The 17,256-nt window shown below is 52.1% G+C and carries 10 protein-coding genes; 2 read left to right on the top strand and 8 right to left on the bottom strand.

Features of this window, described 5'->3' with window-relative positions; all coding sequences use genetic code 11:
- Window positions 1-154 precede the first annotated feature (154 nt).
- On the bottom strand, window positions 155-2,392 hold the full coding sequence (gene relA, locus AACH44_RS16150; RefSeq protein ID WP_261846930.1) for a GTP diphosphokinase: 2,238 nt from the start codon (window positions 2,390-2,392) through the stop codon (window positions 155-157).
- Window positions 2,393-2,445: 53 nt separating this feature from the next.
- Window positions 2,446-3,795 carry a 23S rRNA (uracil(1939)-C(5))-methyltransferase RlmD gene (gene rlmD, locus AACH44_RS16155; protein WP_261846931.1) on the bottom strand — a complete coding sequence of 450 codons (1,350 nt, stop codon included), beginning with the start codon at window positions 3,793-3,795 and terminating at the stop codon, window positions 2,446-2,448.
- Window positions 3,796-3,897: 102 nt separating this feature from the next.
- On the opposite strand from rlmD, the gene barA reads away from it, so the two are divergent.
- Window positions 3,898-6,693 carry a two-component sensor histidine kinase BarA gene (gene barA / locus AACH44_RS16160; protein WP_261846932.1) on the top strand — a complete coding sequence of 932 codons (2,796 nt, stop codon included), beginning with the start codon at window positions 3,898-3,900 and terminating at the stop codon, window positions 6,691-6,693.
- A 65-nt stretch (window positions 6,694-6,758) separates the two neighbouring features.
- On the opposite strand, the gene AACH44_RS16165 is transcribed toward barA, so the two are convergent.
- The 6 genes from AACH44_RS16165 to AACH44_RS16190 form a co-directional block, all read right to left on the bottom strand.
- Window positions 6,759-7,904 carry a glycerate kinase gene (locus AACH44_RS16165; protein ID WP_261846933.1) on the bottom strand — a complete coding sequence of 382 codons (1,146 nt, stop codon included), beginning with the start codon at window positions 7,902-7,904 and terminating at the stop codon, window positions 6,759-6,761.
- A gap of 176 nt (window positions 7,905-8,080) precedes the next feature.
- The gene (gene garR / locus AACH44_RS16170) at window positions 8,081-8,965 is read right to left on the bottom strand and encodes a 2-hydroxy-3-oxopropionate reductase (RefSeq protein WP_338659327.1); all 885 of its coding nucleotides are present in this window, start codon (window positions 8,963-8,965) and stop codon (window positions 8,081-8,083) included.
- Between the two features lie 90 nt (window positions 8,966-9,055).
- Window positions 9,056-9,826, bottom strand: coding sequence for a 2-dehydro-3-deoxyglucarate aldolase (gene garL / locus AACH44_RS16175; protein WP_261846934.1), 771 nt, complete (start codon window positions 9,824-9,826; stop codon window positions 9,056-9,058).
- Window positions 9,827-9,896: 70 nt separating this feature from the next.
- Window positions 9,897-11,237, bottom strand: a complete 1,341-nt coding sequence (gene gudD / locus AACH44_RS16180; protein WP_261846935.1) for a glucarate dehydratase — start codon at window positions 11,235-11,237, stop codon at window positions 9,897-9,899.
- Window positions 11,238-11,273: 36 nt separating this feature from the next.
- Window positions 11,274-12,626 carry a glucarate dehydratase family protein gene (locus tag AACH44_RS16185; RefSeq protein ID WP_261846936.1) on the bottom strand — a complete coding sequence of 451 codons (1,353 nt, stop codon included), beginning with the start codon at window positions 12,624-12,626 and terminating at the stop codon, window positions 11,274-11,276.
- Between the two features lie 603 nt (window positions 12,627-13,229).
- Window positions 13,230-14,585, bottom strand: a complete 1,356-nt coding sequence (locus AACH44_RS16190; protein WP_261846938.1) for an MFS transporter — start codon at window positions 14,583-14,585, stop codon at window positions 13,230-13,232.
- A 554-nt stretch (window positions 14,586-15,139) separates the two neighbouring features.
- Here AACH44_RS16190 and garD point away from each other — a divergent pair.
- Window positions 15,140-16,714 carry a galactarate dehydratase gene (garD, locus tag AACH44_RS16195; RefSeq protein ID WP_261846939.1) on the top strand — a complete coding sequence of 525 codons (1,575 nt, stop codon included), beginning with the start codon at window positions 15,140-15,142 and terminating at the stop codon, window positions 16,712-16,714.
- Window positions 16,715-17,256: the final 542 nt, after the last annotated feature.

The following is a 17,256-nucleotide window of genomic DNA, read 5'->3' on the forward strand; positions in this document are numbered from 1 at the left end:
CTGCGTGGCGCAAGCTTTCGCCGCGTCCCTGCGGCTCATCCTAAGCCTGCTATCTCCTCAGCATAATTTTTTACGCCGGATAACAGCCAACAACGCTTACATCCCTACATCATTTTCGTCTAAAGACGGTCGATGATGGAAAGGCTGGCAAGAGTCATGCCCCCTGCTGTCGCCTTGCGTCGATCACATCCGGTAGTTGGTTGAGCTTCGCCAGAATGCGGCCCAGTACTTGCAGGTTGTAGATCTCAATATCCATATCAATCGTGGCCAGTTGCTGTTTGGTGTCGCTGCGGCTAGCGACGCCCAACACGTTGACCTTCTCATTCGCCAGAATCGTGGTGATATCCCGTAGCAGGCCGCTACGATCGTTGGCAATCACCCTCACCACCAGCGAGTAGCCGCTGGAGTAGCTTTCACCCCATACCGCGTCCACAATCCGCTCCGGCGAACTGGCTCGCAGTTCGTCCAGCTGTTCACAGTCAGCACGGTGAATCGAAATTCCCCGTCCGCGCGTGATAAACCCAGTGATCTCATCACCCGGAATCGGCTGACAGCAGCGGGCAATGTGATGCATCAGGTTACCAACCCCTTCAACAACCACCCGGCCATTGTCTTTGTTATTGCTACGTGCTGGCGGCTGATGCGTTTTTTGCGTCAGTTGGCGCAGGGCTTCGCGATCCAACTCTTCCGCACTCGGCTGTTTTAGCTGCGATTGCAGGAAATTCACCATCTGGTTCAAACGCACATCACCGCCGCCAATCGCAGCCAGCAATTCATCCAGCGAGTTCACGTTATAGCGCGGCAGCAGCAGTTTTTCTGCCGCTTTCAGGCTAATCCCCAAATGCGCCAGTTCGTCATCCAGAATCTGTCGACCCGCCAGAATGTTTTTGTCGCGATCTTGTTTACGGAACCAGTTCTGGATCTTGGATCGTCCGCGACTGGTGGTGATATACCCCAGATTCGGATTCAGCCAGTCACGGCTTGGGTTCGGCTGCTTCTGGGTGATAATTTCAATCTGATCGCCCATTTGCAGTTGGTAGGTAAACGGCACAATACGCCCACCGATTTTCGCCCCGATACAGCGGTGCCCGATATCGCTGTGGATGTGATACGCGAAGTCCAGCGGCGTGGAACCAGCAGGAAGATCGACCACATCACCTTTCGGCGTAAAGACATAGACGCGATCGTCGAATACCTGGCTACGGACTTCATCCAGCACGTCATTCGAGTCGGCCACTTCTTCCTGCCAGGCAAGCAGTTTACGCAGCCAGGCAATGCGCCCTTCATAGCCAGAACGCCCGCCCACCGAGGTGCCTTCTTTGTATTTCCAGTGTGCTGCGACGCCCAGTTCGGCATCTTCATGCATCTGACGCGTGCGAATCTGAATTTCGAGCGTCTTCCCGCCCGGTCCTAACACCACGGTGTGGATAGATTGATAGCCATTCGGTTTGGGGTTAGCGACGTAGTCGTCAAACTCGTCCGGCAGATGACGATAGTGCGTATGCACGATACCGAGCGCCCCGTAGCAGTCCTGCAAGCGCTCAACAACAATACGAACCGCACGCACATCGAACAATTCATCGAACGACAGCGCTTTTTTCTGCATCTTGCGCCAGATGCTGTAGATATGTTTGGGACGGCCGTAGATCTCTGCCTGCACGCCTTCTTCTTTCATCGCATCGCGCAGCGTTTTGACAAAATCGTCAATGTACTGCGCACGATCGATACGGCGCTCGTGCAGCAATTTGGCGATTTTTTTATATTCATCAGGATGCAGGTAGCGGAAACAGAAATCCTCAAGCTCCCACTTCAACTGGCCGATGCCCAGGCGGTTAGCCAGCGGCGCGTAGATATTGGTACACTCTTTGGCCGCCAATACCCGTTCTTCTTCCGGGGCATCTTTCACTTCTCGCAGGTGCGCAATCCGCTCGGCGAGCTTGATCACCACGCAGCGGAAATCTTCCACCATCGCCAGCAGCATGCGGCGGATGTTATCAACCTGCTCAGACGCGCCCGAATCATTCTGCGTCGCTTTGAGCTGGCGGATTGCATCCATATCGCGCACGCCATGCACCAAATCAACGATGTTTTTCCCAAACGCGGCTTCCAGCGTCGGTTCATCGACGACGTTCGCATCTGCGAGCGGAAAGAGCAGCGCCGCACGCATGCTGTCATTGTCCATGCTGAGCGTGGACAGGATTTCCACCATTTCGATGCCGCGCCACAGCAATAACGAGGCATCGGCGTGATCTTGCGTTTGCTGTTCACAGTAACGCCAGGTTTCGGCTAAACGTTCACACGATTGCTGACTGGCAATGCCCAGTGAAGCAATCCACGCGTCAGGGACAAATTCACCTGCCGTATTCAAATGCGCACTTCTTACCGCAACCATAATTTCTCCCTACGTTACCCTTCACCTTGCAAATGACGTTGTATTTCTGCTTATTACGCCTTCCGCGTGCCGGAGTCGTGCAAAAACAGTGCCATCGATTCAAGGTGTCCGGTATGTGGAAACATATCCAACATCGCGACATTTGCCAGTCGGTAACCGGCTGCGAGTAAGACTTTGCTGTCGCGTGCTAGCGTTGTGGCATTACAGGAAACATACACCACCCGTTTCGGTGCCAGTCTGGTTATCTGCTCCATCACGCCTGCTGCGCCTGCACGTGCCGGATCAAGTAATATCTTATCAAAACCCTGGGCCGCCCACGGCTGCTGCGTAACATCATCTTCAAGATTTTGGTGAAAAAATGTGACATTCGACAGCGCATTGCGCCGGGCATTCTCTCGCCCTTTCTCGACTAGCGCCGTCACGCCTTCCACACCGACAACGCTGGCAGCACGCTGTGCCAGCGGCAGCGTGAAATTGCCCATGCCGCAAAACAGATCCAATATTCTATCCTGCGGTTGCACATCCAGCCACGTTAGCGCCTGCGCGACCATCTGCTGGTTAACTGCGTCATTGACCTGAATAAAATCACGCGGGCTAAATGCCAGCGTCAGCCCGGCGACGTGATAGACCGGCTCTTCGCCGTGTAGACACGTCAGCGAGTCGGCATCCGGTGCCAGATAAACCGAGACACGCTGCTGCTGGGCAAAATCACGCAACGCCTGCTCATCCGATGGATGCAGCGGATCGAGATGCCGCAGCACCAGCAGCGGACCATTCTCCGCCTGCACCAATTCCGCATGCCCAAGACGCTTCACCGCTTTTAGTCGGCTCAAACAGTCGCGCAGCGGTTGCAGCAGCGCTTCAAGTTCGGGACGCAATACCGGACAGGCTTTGATATCCACCAGATCGTGAGAATTTGACTGCCGGTAGCCCATCAACAATCGTTGCTCTTTTGCCTGAAAGTATAACGCAAGCCGCGCACGCCGCCGATAGGCATAAGGTGTGCCCGCAATGAGCGAGGCTGCTGGCAGTTCAACGCCTGTTTCTCGCGTCATCATGCGTATCAATGCCGCTGTTTTGCTGCTCTGCTGCAACGCAATTTCTGCATGCTGCTGCTGACAACCGCCACAGCGGGTAAAATGAGGGCACGGCGGCTCAACGCGCTGCGGGCTCAGCGTCAGCAGGCGTTTAAGTTTGGCATGTGAAAACTGACGCTTCTCTTCCGTCAGTTGCACTTCGGCTTGCTCTCCCGGCAGCACACCTGTGACAAACACCGTCTTGCCTTCGTGACGCGCCACGCCCTGTCCAAACGGGTCAAGTGACGTGACCGTAACAGTGAGGTTCTTAGCAGGAACTGCTTTCCGGGTCGTCACACGCCGGTTTGGAGAGTAGAATTGCGCCATAATGTACTATCGATTTATCTCTTGAGTTGAACGGCAGTATCGTATAACTAAATTAAATAATAGGGTGCCAAGCATCCTCTAATTCTCCCACATTGGAACCTCATGACCAAATACAGTCTTCGTGCACGGATGTTGATACTGATTTTGGCGCCGACGCTGATGATCGGGCTGCTGCTCAGCTCGTTTTTCGTTATCCATCGTTACAATCAGTTGCAGTCGCAGTTAGCCGATTCGGGGACCAGTATCATTGAGCCACTGGCGACCATCAGCGCGTACGCCATTACCCATCACCAAATGGACACCATTCCGGCATTAATCAATACGCTCCATCGCCGCCACTCTGCGATTATTCGCACCATTAGCGTATTCGATGCCCGAAATCAGCTCCTGGCCACCACCAATGTACGCAATAACGTGACCTTACAGCCGCTCAGTAGCGATGCGCTTTCGTACAATAAACTGCACCTGCACCACACAAGTGATGCGCTAATTCTGCACATGCCGATCGTCAATGACAGCGAATTTATGCTGGGAAGCGCGATGCCCGTACTGCCCGGAATCACTACGCCTCTCGGCTATCTGGTGATTGAGCTGGATACCAGCACTATTCAGCTTCAGCAGTACCAGGAAATTTTCATCGCCGCACTCCTGCTGCTGCTGTCTTTAGGTGCCGCAGTCCTTTTTGCCTACCGTCTGATGCGAGATGTCACCACCCCGATCCGCAATATGTTGGATACCGTCGATCGCATTCGCCGTGGGCAATTAGATAGTCGGGTTGAAGGTTACATGCTCGGCGAGTTGGATATGCTGAAAAACGGCATCAACTCGATGGCGATGTCACTGACTGCCTACCATGAAGAAATGCAGCAAAACATCGATCAGGCGACCTACGATCTGCGAGAGACGCTGGAGCAAATGGAGATCCAAAACGTCGAGCTGGATCTCGCCAAAAAGCGCGCGCAGGAAGCCGCACGCATCAAGTCCGAGTTTCTGGCGAATATGTCACATGAGCTGAGAACGCCGCTGAATGGCGTGATCGGCTTCACCCGCCAGACGTTGAAAACCCCATTGAACACCACCCAGACTGACTACCTACTCACCATTGAGCGATCTGCCAATAACCTGCTAAATATTATTAACGATGTACTGGATTTCTCGAAGCTGGAGGCAGGAAAGCTGGTGCTGGAAGATATTCCATTCTCCCTGCACAGCACATTGGACGACGTTGTGATGTTGCTGGCGCATACAGCACATGAAAAAGGGTTAGAGCTGACGCTCAGTATTCAGAATGACGTTCCCGAACAGTATGTTGGCGATCCGCTACGGATACAGCAAATCATCACCAACCTGCTGGGCAATGCGATTAAATTTACCGAACAAGGCAACATTGACATTAGAGTAGAGAAACGGCGGCAGGAACACCACCAGATTCAGCTAGAGGTTCAAATACGCGATACTGGCATCGGCATCGCCGAGTTACAGCAATCGCAACTGTTTCAGGCCTTCCGTCAGGCTGACACCAGTATTTCACGCCGTCATGGCGGCACGGGGCTTGGGTTGGTCATCACTCAGCGTTTGGTCAAAGAGATGGGGGGTGACATCAGTTTCCAAAGCCAACTTAACAAAGGTTCGACCTTCTGGTTCCATATCACGCTGCCGCTCAATCCCCACGCCATGCCAACCGAACCGGCCTATACGATGCTGCGAGGTAAACATCTGGCCTACGTCGAGTACCATCCTATCGCTGCACAGGCCACACTGGACATCCTGAGCCAGACGCCGTTGATGGTGAGTTACAGCCCGACGTTTGAGCAATTGCCAGAAGGGGAGTTTGATATCCTGCTGCTCGGTATTCCGGTGCAATATCGCAATACGCTGCTCGACTATACCCCCAGATTGCGCGATATCTGCCGCCGTGCGCCTTGTGTGATTCTGGCGCTACCCAGTCTGGCGCAAATGGATGCCGAGCAGTTGAAAACCTTCGGCGTGCATGCCTGTCTGAGCAAACCGCTTGCCTCATCACGCCTGTTGCCACTACTACAGGACAGCACGCTGTTTCAGCTCTCTTTCCTGCCGAGCGACACCGCCGCGCAGCAGAATGCACTACACCATCCGGCTCGTCTGCCGCTGAGCGTGATGGCAGTAGATGACAACCCAGCCAATCTGAAACTGATCGGCACGCTGCTGGAAGAGCAGGTCGAGACGATTATCCTGTGCGAAAGCGGACAAGATGCGATTGCACAGGCAGAACTGAATCAGTGCGACATTATTCTCATGGATATTCAAATGCCGGGTATGGACGGTATTTGCGCCAGCGAGCTGATCCGCCAGATCCCTCATCATGCGACTACGCCGATTATCGCGGTGACCGCGCAGACCATGACGGGTGAACGTGATCATCTATTGCGTTCAGGTATGGATGACTATCTGGCGAAACCGATAGACGAGCAGATGCTAAAAAGCGTGCTGACACGTCATGCACGAAAAGATCCGCTGAAGCGTGATCGGGGCGACATGACAAGTCTGCTGAACGAGCACGATGATAGCCAACTGTCACTCGACTGGGCATTGGCACAGCAACAGGCCGCTAACAAGCCGGAACTGGCGCGTGACCTGCTACAAATGTTGTTGGATTTCCTACCGGAAGTGCGACGGAAGATAGAAAACGTGCTGAAGGGCCAGACGGATGATGACATCATCGAGCTGGTTCATAAACTGCACGGCAGTTGCAGCTACAGCGGTGTCCCGCGTCTGAAACGCATCTGTCGCTATCTGGAACAACAACTGCGTAAAGGTGTTCACGCCAGCGAGCTGGAACCCGAATGGCTAGAGCTGCTGGACGAAATCGACAACGTCAACAACGCCGCCCAGCCGCATATCAAACCGATGCTTCCATAAGTATGAACGCGCAGAAAGCAGGCGTACCATTGACGCCTGCCTTTTACTGACGATCGGTATGGATCTCAGGGCGACACAGACTGCGCCAGTCGGATCGTGGCGGCGATATTACGTGCCGTCATCCGTACATTCTCTGCCGCATTATCCAGCGCTTCTTCTAGTGAGCAGATGTTGTAAAGCACGCTGAATACGGCGTCCAGACCATGTTCATGCACCACGCCGACATCTGCAGTCAGGCTGCCTGCAATGCCAATCACCGGTTTATTGTACTGCTTGGCGACGCGCGCTACGCCAATCGGTACTTTGCCATGGATCGTCTGGCTGTCGATGCGCCCTTCGCCGGTAATCACCAGCGTGGCATCGCGTACCAGTTCATCCAGCCCCAACGCTTCCGTGACAATTTCTATTCCCTGACGAAGCTCCGCGCCGCAAAAAGCCTGTAGCGCCGCCCCCATACCACCAGCCGCCCCCGCGCCGGGGACCTGTTCCACGTCCATGTCCAGATCGTGACGGATTACTGCGGCATAATGCTTCAATGCATTATCCAACCGTTCGATCATCTCCGGCGTTGCACCTTTCTGAGGACCAAAAATCGCTGATGCCCCCTGTTTCCCCGTCAACGGGTTGGTCACATCACAGGCCACTTCAAAACGGCAGCCTTTGATACGCTCATCCAGCTCGCTGATATCAATGCGGGTAAGCTTGTCGAGTTCTCCACCACCAAAACCAATCTGTTGGTCTTGCTTATCCAACAATTTCGCACCCAGCGCTTGTACCATGCCCGACCCGCCGTCATTGGTTGCGCTCCCGCCAATCCCAATGATGCAGTGCTGAACACCGTGATCTAACGCGCAGCGAATTAACTCACCTGTACCATAGCTCGTGGTCTTTAACGGATTACGCAGTTGCGAAGGTACGCGTTCCAGGCCGCTTGCCGCCGCCATCTCAATGAACGCCGTTTTTTCATCGCCAGACAGGCCAAAGAACGCGTCAATATTATCGCCTAGCGGTCCTGTCACCTTAACATTCACAATCTTGCCATCGGTCGCAGCAACCATGGCTTCAACCGTGCCTTCTCCACCATCTGCAACGGGCAATTTGACATAGCAGGCATCGGGAAATATTTCACGAAATCCCTTTTCAATCTGCGTAGCAACCTCTTGTGCAGACAGGCTTTCTTTATAAGAATCCGGTGCGATCACTATTTTCATAAACGATCCGATTTCATCAACGTTCCGATTGCATCAATAATCCGCGCGCTCATGAAATAGCGCTTATACCCACTCGCTTTCAGGGCAGAGATCCTGAAATCTCTTGGGTAGATCAGAATGCTTATCTGCCAGTCGGCTGGCACCCTGTGCCAGCCTCGTGACTATCGCTTCACGGCTTATCGCGTAACTTCTACTTTAGCCAGTTTCTCGTAATAGCACGCCAGTGCACTGTGGTCAGCCGATCCCAGATCGTCCGCTTTCAGCGCCTGCATCATTTCCATCACAGCCGCCGTTAACGGCAGCTGTGCGCCGACGCCGTGTGAGGTATCCAGCGCGTTCGCCAGATCTTTGATATGCAGATCGATGCGAAATCCCGGCTTGAAGTTACGATCCATCACCATCGGCGCTTTCGCATCCAGCACCGTGCTGCCTGCTAACCCACCGCGAATCGCCTGATAAACCAGGTCGGGGTTAACGCCTGCCTTCGTCGCCAGCACCAGCGCTTCAGACATCGCGGCAATGTTCAATGCCACAATGACCTGGTTCGCCAGTTTGGTCACGTTGCCTGCCCCGATATCGCCGGTATGTACTACGGAGCCCGCCATGGATTTCAGAATTTCAAAGCAGCGGTCAAACTGCACTTTGTCACCACCCACCATCACGGACAGCGTGCCGTCGATCGCTTTGGGTTCACCGCCGCTAACCGGGGCGTCCAGCATGGCGATCTCTTTCACCGCCAGCGCGGTAGCAATTTCACGGCTGGCAAGCGGTGCGATGGAACTCATATCCACCACAATGCTTCCGGCACGCGCGCCGTCAATGACGCCATTTTCGCCCAGCACCACCTCTTTAACGTGTGGAGAGTTAGGCAGCATGGTGATGATAACGTCGCTCTGCTCCGCAACCTGCTTCGGCGTTTCAGCTGCCGTTGCGCCTGCCGCCACGACTTCCGCAACCGCGTCCAAATTTCTATCCATCACGACTAATGAGTAACCTGCTTTCAGCAGATTTTTACTCATCGGTTTTCCCATGATGCCCAATCCAATAAAACCAATTTTCATCGCCCTAACCTCATTGTCTGATGTTGATATCACTTCAATTCACGATAGCCCCGCCTCATGACGGGTCCAATTCGCGGCGGAATTAATGCATTACTTCTTGTACTTGTCGCTCAGCGCCTGTGTTGCGCTGCGGAACACGCCCAGGTCGCTACCAACCGCAACGAAGCTTGCGCCCCATTCCAGATAGCGACGCGCATCGGCTTCAACCGGTGCCAGAATGCCGCACGGTTTGTTATGCGCTGCTGCGCGATCGAAGATGTGGCGGATCGCCTTTTGCACGTCAGGGTGGTTAGGCTGACCGAGGTAACCCAGCGCCGCAGATAGATCGCTCGGGCCAACGAATACGCCGTCTACACCATCAACCGCAATGATCGCATCCAGATTGTCCAACCCGTCCTGACTTTCGATTTGCACCACGATGGTAATGTTGTCGTTAATCTTGGCGAAATAGTCCGGTTCGGTGCCGTAGCTATTGCTACGATGCGCCACGGAAACGCCGCGAATACCCGCTGGCGGATAACGGGTGGAGGCAACCGCACGCGCGGCTTCTTCCGCCGTTTCCACGAAAGGAATCAGGAAGTTATTGAACCCGATATCCAGCAGTCGTTTGATGATGATCGGCTCATTGCATGGCGGACGAACGACGGGCGCACTGTGGCTGCCTTTCAGCGCCATTAGCTGAGGAATAAACGTCACGATATCGTTAGGCGCATGTTCTCCATCCAGCACCAGCCAGTCGAATCCCGCCAGCCCCAGCACTTCAGTTGAAATCGGGTTGCCCAGCGCACACCAGCAGCCAATCAGCGTTTTCCCCTGCTGCAAATCTTGGCGAAAACGGTTAGGTAACAGCGGAGTCTTCATTTTTTATCCTCGATCATTCCAGCGCCGCTAACCTGAAGCGGCACGCTCAAAAAATGGAAAAGCAGAATGGTTAGCGAACCAGACACGGACGTTTATTATCAAACGTCCACTCAGGAATAAGGTACTGCATTCCCATTGCGTCGTTACGTGCGCCTAATCCCATGTTTTTATACAGTTCGTGTGCTTTCATTACCTGATCCAGGTCCAGTTCGACACCCAGCCCCGGTTTTTTCGGCACTTCCACCATACCGCCAACAATCTGCAACGGTTCTTTCGTCAGGCGTTGGTTGCCTTCCTGCCAAATCCAGTGCGTATCAATCGCCGTAATCTTGCCCGGAGCCGCTGCGGCGACCTGGGTAAACATGGCCAGTGAGATATCAAAGTGGTTGTTGGAGTGAGAGCCCCAGGTTAAGCCCCATTCGTGGCACATCTGCGCCACACGAACAGAGCCTTGCATCGTCCAGAAGTGCGGATCGGCTAACGGGATATCGACCGATTGCAGTGAAATGGTGTGACCCATCTGCCGCCAGTCGGTGGCGATCATGTTGGTCGCGGTAGGCAGCCCCGTCGCACGGCGGAACTCGGCCATCACTTCACGGCCGGAGAAACCCTGTTCCGCGCCGCACGGATCTTCTGCATACGCCAACACGCCACGCAGTTGTTTGCCCAGACCAATGGCTTCATCTAGCGACCAGGCACCGTTCGGGTCTAGCGTGATGCGCGCCTGCGGGAAGCGTTTCGCCAGCGCGGTCACCGCTTCTGCCTCTTCGCTACCAGCCAGGACGCCGCCTTTCAGTTTGAAATCATTGAAACCGTATTTTTCATATGCCGCCTCAGCCAGATGCACGATGGTTTCCGGCGTCAGGGCTTCTTCGTGGCGCAGACGATACCAGTCGCATTTTTCATTCGCCTGGCTCTGGTAAGGCAGATCGGTTTTATTACGATCGCCAATGTAGAACAGGTAACCCAGCATCTCGACGGCATCACGCTGCTGCCCATCACCCAGCAGCGAGGCCACACTGACGTTGAGGAATTGCCCCAGCAGATCGAGCATGGCGGCTTCGATCCCCGTGACGACATGGATGGTGGTACGCAGATCGAACGTCTGCAAACCGCGCCCGGAAGAATCGCGGTCGGCGAACTGCGCACGCACCGCCGTCATCACGTTTTTGTATTCGCCCAGCGTTTTGCCCACCACCAGTGCGGCAGCATCTTCCAGCGTCTGACGGATTTTCTCACCGCCGGGAATTTCTCCGACGCCAGTATTCCCGGCGTTATCTTTCAGAATCACAATGTTGCGAGTGAAATAAGGTGCATGTGCGCCACTCAGGTTGAGCAACATACTGTCGTGACCTGCAACCGGAATAACCTGCATGTGGGTAATCACCGGCGTTGAACTTTGCAATGTCATTTTCTTATCCTTTCTCTCTCATTTTTCTATGTAGGGTTAGCGGCCAAAAACCGGGCGTTTACGATCAAATTTCCAACCAGGAATCAGGTACTGCATGGCGACGGCATCATTACGCGCCCCGCTCGGTAATTTTTTGTACAGATTGTGAGCTTTCATGACCTGTTCCATATCCAGCTCAATCCCCAGACCGGGACGATCCGGCACGTTAATCTTGCCGTTGACGATTTGCAGTGGCTCTTTGGTCAGATGCTGCCCTTCCTGCCAGATCCAGTGCGTATCAATCGCTGTCGGGTTACCCGGTGCCGCCGCGCCCACGTGTGTGAACATCGCCAGGGAGATATCGAAATGGTTATTGGAATGGCAACCCCATGTCAGGCCCCATTCGTCGCACATCTGAGCAACGCGCACCGCGCCGTGCATCGTCCAGAAATGCGGATCGGCCAGCGGGATATCGACCGCCTGCAACATCACGGCATGGTTCATTTCGCGCCAGTTGGTCGCAATCATGTTGGTCGCGACTGGTAGCCCAGTAGCACGACGGAATTCCGCCATCACCTCACGACCGGAGAAACCTTGTTCAGCACCACACGGGTCTTCCGCGTAAGTCAGAATGCCCTTCATGTCTTTGCACAGACCAATCGCCTCATCCAGTAGCCAGGCACCGTTGGGATCGACGGTAATACGCGCATCCGGGAAACGCTTTTTCAGCGCTTTCACAGCATCGATTTCCTGCTCGCCGGGCAACACGCCGCCTTTGAGTTTAAAATCTTTAAATCCATAGCGGTCGGTCGTGGCTTCAGCCAAACGCACAATCGCGTCGCTGTCCATCGCCTGCTGGTGACGCAGGTGATACCACTCATGCTTGCCTTTCTCTCCCGCTACGTTCTCACCCGATAAATAAGGTAAATCCGTTTTTGTACGGTCGCCGATATAGAACAGATAACCGAGCACGGTGACTTCATCACGCTGTTTACCCGGTCCCAGCAGCTCGGCAACGGGGACCCCCATAAATTGTCCCAGCAGATCGAGCAGCGCCGCTTCGAGCGCTGCCACCGCATTCACACGCAGCTCAAACGTCCAGGCACCTTTGCCGAAGGAGTCAAAATCAGAAGATTGATTGCCGAGATGAATGTCATGAACCAGACGGTTCATACGGGCGATTTGTTCGCCTTTCACGCGGGGAATAGCCTCGACCAGCGTGTTATAAATAACGTCCCCACCGGGCGCTTCGCCGACACCAGTATGCCCGGCGCTATCGGTTAAAATGACGAGGTTACGCGTGAAGTAAGCGCCATGTGCACCACCGATGTTCAGCAGCATGCTGTCATAGCCTGCAACGGGGATAACTTTCATCTCGGTAATGACAGGCGTCGCTGAAAAGCTTGTCATTACAGGCTCCCGTCATGAATGGAGCGCACAGGATTGACGCTTGAGTTTCCGATGGTTGCCAAAATGCAGGAATGCATTTTGGCAGGTGAAAATAATTCAGTCATACAGAAATAAAAAACAGATGGTGCACCAGTAGATGATTTCATGTTGTTTTCCTACTTTATTAGCGCGACCTGGTTTTTACTCTGATTGGAATGAACCATGCTTGTAGGGTTACCAGAATAAAAACAGGTATAACTACCTTAATACCGAAATAACACAGTCAGAAAAGCGGTGTCGTACTCCGTGTCGCCTTACCAACCTCAGTAAAAAGTATAAGTTTTCTTATTTCACAACTCATTGGGCAATAGCACAGCATTCCCTATCTAAATGCAGATTAAATATGTCATTATCACAATCGAATGGGAGATGTTTCACGAAAACGAGGAAAAGCGAATTTCTGCCTGATAAACACCGGAATACGTACCATTGGCACCCGACGTTGAAGAAATATCTCCCTACTTTTCATGACATAAATCAATGGCAAAACGCTGCGCCATCAATATGACAGCGCAGCGTTTTATATCATTGCCAACAGGCAGATTAATGCTATAGCGAATGGCTTTAACGCTTAACGAACGGCTTCAACTCAATACGTTTAATATCTTGTACGATGAACAAGTAGCTGACGATGGCAACCAGTGCATGAATCCCGACATAAACTAAGCCACCATTAAAAGAGCCTGTCATTCCGACGATATAGCCGATAGCAATTGGGGTCACGATACCGGAGATATTACCAAACATATTAAACAGGCCACCACTCAGACCGCTGATCTCTTTTGGCGCGGTATCCGCCATCACCGCCCAGCCCAATGCACCAATACCTTTACCGAAGAATGCCAGCGCCATGAACGCAATAACCACCCATTCTGTCGAAACATAGTTACAAATAACCATCGACATAGAAAGCAACATACCCAGGACGATCGGTGTTTTACGGGCAAAGGTCAGCGAGTTGGTCCGACGCATTAAATAATCGGAAATCACCCCACCCAATACGCCGCCCACAAAACCGCAGATTGCAGGAACAGAGGCGACAAGACCAGCCTTCAGAATTGACATCCCTCTTGCCTGAACCAGATAAACAGGGAACCAGGTAATAAAGAAATAAGTCATCGCGTTGATACAATATTGACCGAGATAAATACCAACCATCATCCGTGAAGTGAGCAGTTGCTTAATCTGGAACCATTTTTCTTCTGCTGGCACCTTAGCCTTACTGGCTGCCGCATCCATATTTACCAGTGCGCCACCCGCTTCGATATAATCCAGCTCCGCCTGATTCACCCCAGGATGATCTTTCGGATCATGGATCACTTTCAGCCAGACGAAACTAAGGATCACACCTAACCCGCCCATGAACCAGAACACATGCGCCCAACCGACTGCATGCACCAACCACCCCATGATAGGAGCGAAAATCACCGTGGCAAAATATTGCGCCGAGTTAAAAATCGCTACGGCAGTACCACGTTCCTGTGCAGGGAACCAGGCGGCAACGATACGACTATTACCAGGGAAAGAAGGCGATTCACAAATCCCCACCATAAAGCGCAGTAAGAATAGCGAAATGATAATAGATGACGTGGTAGGAAAGAGATCGACGAACCCTTGCAACAAGGTAAAGAGTGACCAGGTAAAAATACTCCAGAAGTAAACGCGTTTGGAGCCGAAGCGATCGAGCAGCCACCCGCCTGGGATTTGGCCGATAACATAAGCCCAGGAAAAGGCAGAGAAGATATACCCCATACCGACGGCATCCAAGCCGATATCTTTTGACATGGCAGAGCCCGCTATCGAGATAGTGGCGCGGTCTCCATAGTTAAATGACGTGACAATAAACAACATCACGACAATCCAGTAGCGGGCGTTTGTTCTCTTTTGTATCGCGCCAGCTGCTGAGCTTACTGTATTCATGATGAACTCCTGCTTCAATCGCGGTTCGCTCATTCATTCCAAATAACAGATAACGGCGTAGGGTTATCAGAATGAAGATCGGTGGATTATTTAGGGTGTAGTTAAATTCCCATTTTAATTTTTTTTGCGAATAGCCAGGCTATATAGCTTCAGAGTAATTAGCTGACATCTTCAACTCGCAGGAACATTATAATTTTTACCTGCTGATGGCTCACTAGATAAAAGCACAACATTAAAAATGTCCTTTGGAATATGTTGGTGCACTTGCCCTATATAGTGCGAGGTGTTTCACGAAAAATGCCGTTATTCTCTTTTTACATTCATACACATTATTTCCAATTTCCCCTAGGAAACCGCGTGCAGGCAGAATGTGATCAAACTCACCAAAAACTGGAACTTAGCCTGATAAATAAGAAACAAAAAGCCCCGGCTTAGGTCAATTGCATAATGTACGAGAAGGGAACCTCACGTATACTCATTAGCGAGCAATGAAGTAATAGCGTGGTAATGGTTACCACCGTGTTTCTGATAAACCAATAATAAAGGCTTGCATCATGTCAGATAAATCAGAAAGTAATGCTGCGCAAGAGCAGCCACTTTATATTAAGGTGCACGACTCTGATAATGTTGCCATTGTTGTTAATAATAATGGCTTACGTGCCGGAACCCGTTTTAATGATGACCTGGAATTAATTGAACATGTTCCACAGGGTCACAAAGTTGCCCTTGTGGATATCACCAAAGCAGGCGCAATCATCCGCTATGGTGAAATTATCGGGTATGCACTGCGCGATATTGCCCGAGGAAGCTGGATTGACGAATCGCTGGTCGAGTTACCTCAGGCTCCTGCGCTGGAAACCCTGCCGCTGGCAACCAAAATTCCCCCCGCGCTTCCGCCACTGGAAAGCTATACCTTTGAAGGTTACCGTAATGCCGATGGCAGCGTAGGTACGAAAAACCTGCTAGGCATTACCACCAGCGTGCACTGCGTCGCGGGCGTCGTGGACTATGTGGTCAAAATTATCGAACGGGATTTATTGCCCAACTATCCCAATGTGGATGGCGTGGTCGCACTCAATCACCTCTATGGCTGTGGCGTAGCAATCAATGCCCCTGCCGCCGTGGTTCCCATTCGCACCATTCACAATCTGGCGCTGAACCCAAATTTTGGTGGCGAAATACTGGTGGTGGGTCTGGGTTGTGAAAAATTACAGCCGGAACGCCTGCTGGAAGGGACACCTGATGTGCAGGCTATCTCTCTCGACGACACCAGCATTGTCCGCTTGCAGGATGAACACCACGTTGGTTTCAGATCGATGGTGGATGACATTCTGACGATGGCAGACAAACACCTGCAACGCTTGAACAAACGTCAGCGTGAAACCTGTCCGGCATCAGAGTTGGTTGTCGGCATGCAGTGTGGCGGCAGCGATGCGTTCTCCGGCGTCACCGCGAACCCGGCCGTGGGTTTTGCATCCGACCTGCTGGTACGCTGCGGTGCGACCGTCATGTTCTCCGAAGTGACCGAAGTGCGCGACGCCATCCATCTGTTAACGCCACGCGCCATCAATGAAGAAGTCGGTAAACGTCTGCTGGAAGAAATGGCCTGGTACGATAATTATCTCGACAGCGGTCAGACTGACCGTAGCGCCAACCCATCGCCGGGCAACAAAAAAGGTGGCCTCGCAAACGTGGTGGAAAAAGCGCTCGGCTCCATCGCTAAATCTGGCACCAGCGCCATTGTCGAAGTCCTGTCCCCCGGTCAACGCCCAACCAAACGCGGGCTGATTTACGCCGCAACGCCAGCCAGCGACTTTGTCTGTGGCACACAGCAGCTCGCTTCTGGCATCACCGTGCAGGTCTTCACCACTGGCCGCGGTACGCCTTATGGCCTGCTGGCCGTACCCGTGATCAAAATGGCGACCCGAACCGCATTGGCGAACCGCTGGCATGACCTGATGGATATTGATGCAGGTACGATTGCGACTGGAGAGGCCACAATTGAAGACGTTGGCTGGCAGCTTTTCCATTTCATTTTGGATATCGCCAGCGGCAGGAAAAAAACCTGGTCCGATCAATGGGGGCTTCACAACGCACTGGCCGTTTTCAACCCAGCCCCGGTAACCTGATTATCGTTCCCCGCAGGCCAGAATCATTATCTGGTCTGCGGATCGCGTTATTTGATCTGCAATAAATTCAGCATCAATAAAAATGGAAGAAAGGCCGTAATTAAAAGAATAAATAGCAGAGCAGCAACATTTAATTTCATTCACGTAAAGAAAAAATAAAGAAAACTTAACAAGTTATTTTTCTTAGCGTCAATTTCATCGATTCCAAAACACTTTTTAAGAAAAACCTCTATTTTACACCCACCTATTTTTAATCATTTTCTTACCAATTATTTATTACCAATAAAATGAATCAATTGACAGATAACCGTCCCCATCATAAATTTATGCTTGCTGAAAAAGCGTGCTAACACTGATGAAATATTTGTTACAAATACACAGTTACAAAATCTCCATCACGCACAATATAGGGTTAATATCTCGATCATTATAAGTAGTGTCTGGCATTATTTTATATAAACGAGTAAACCACCCAAAAAAATTTCAGTATACCTACTTGAATAACTTGAATATTTACACAGCAATATGCCTGACAGATTTCA

It is taken from the genome of Pectobacterium araliae (genome assembly GCF_037076465.1).
GTDB lineage: Bacteria > Pseudomonadota > Gammaproteobacteria > Enterobacterales > Enterobacteriaceae > Pectobacterium > Pectobacterium araliae.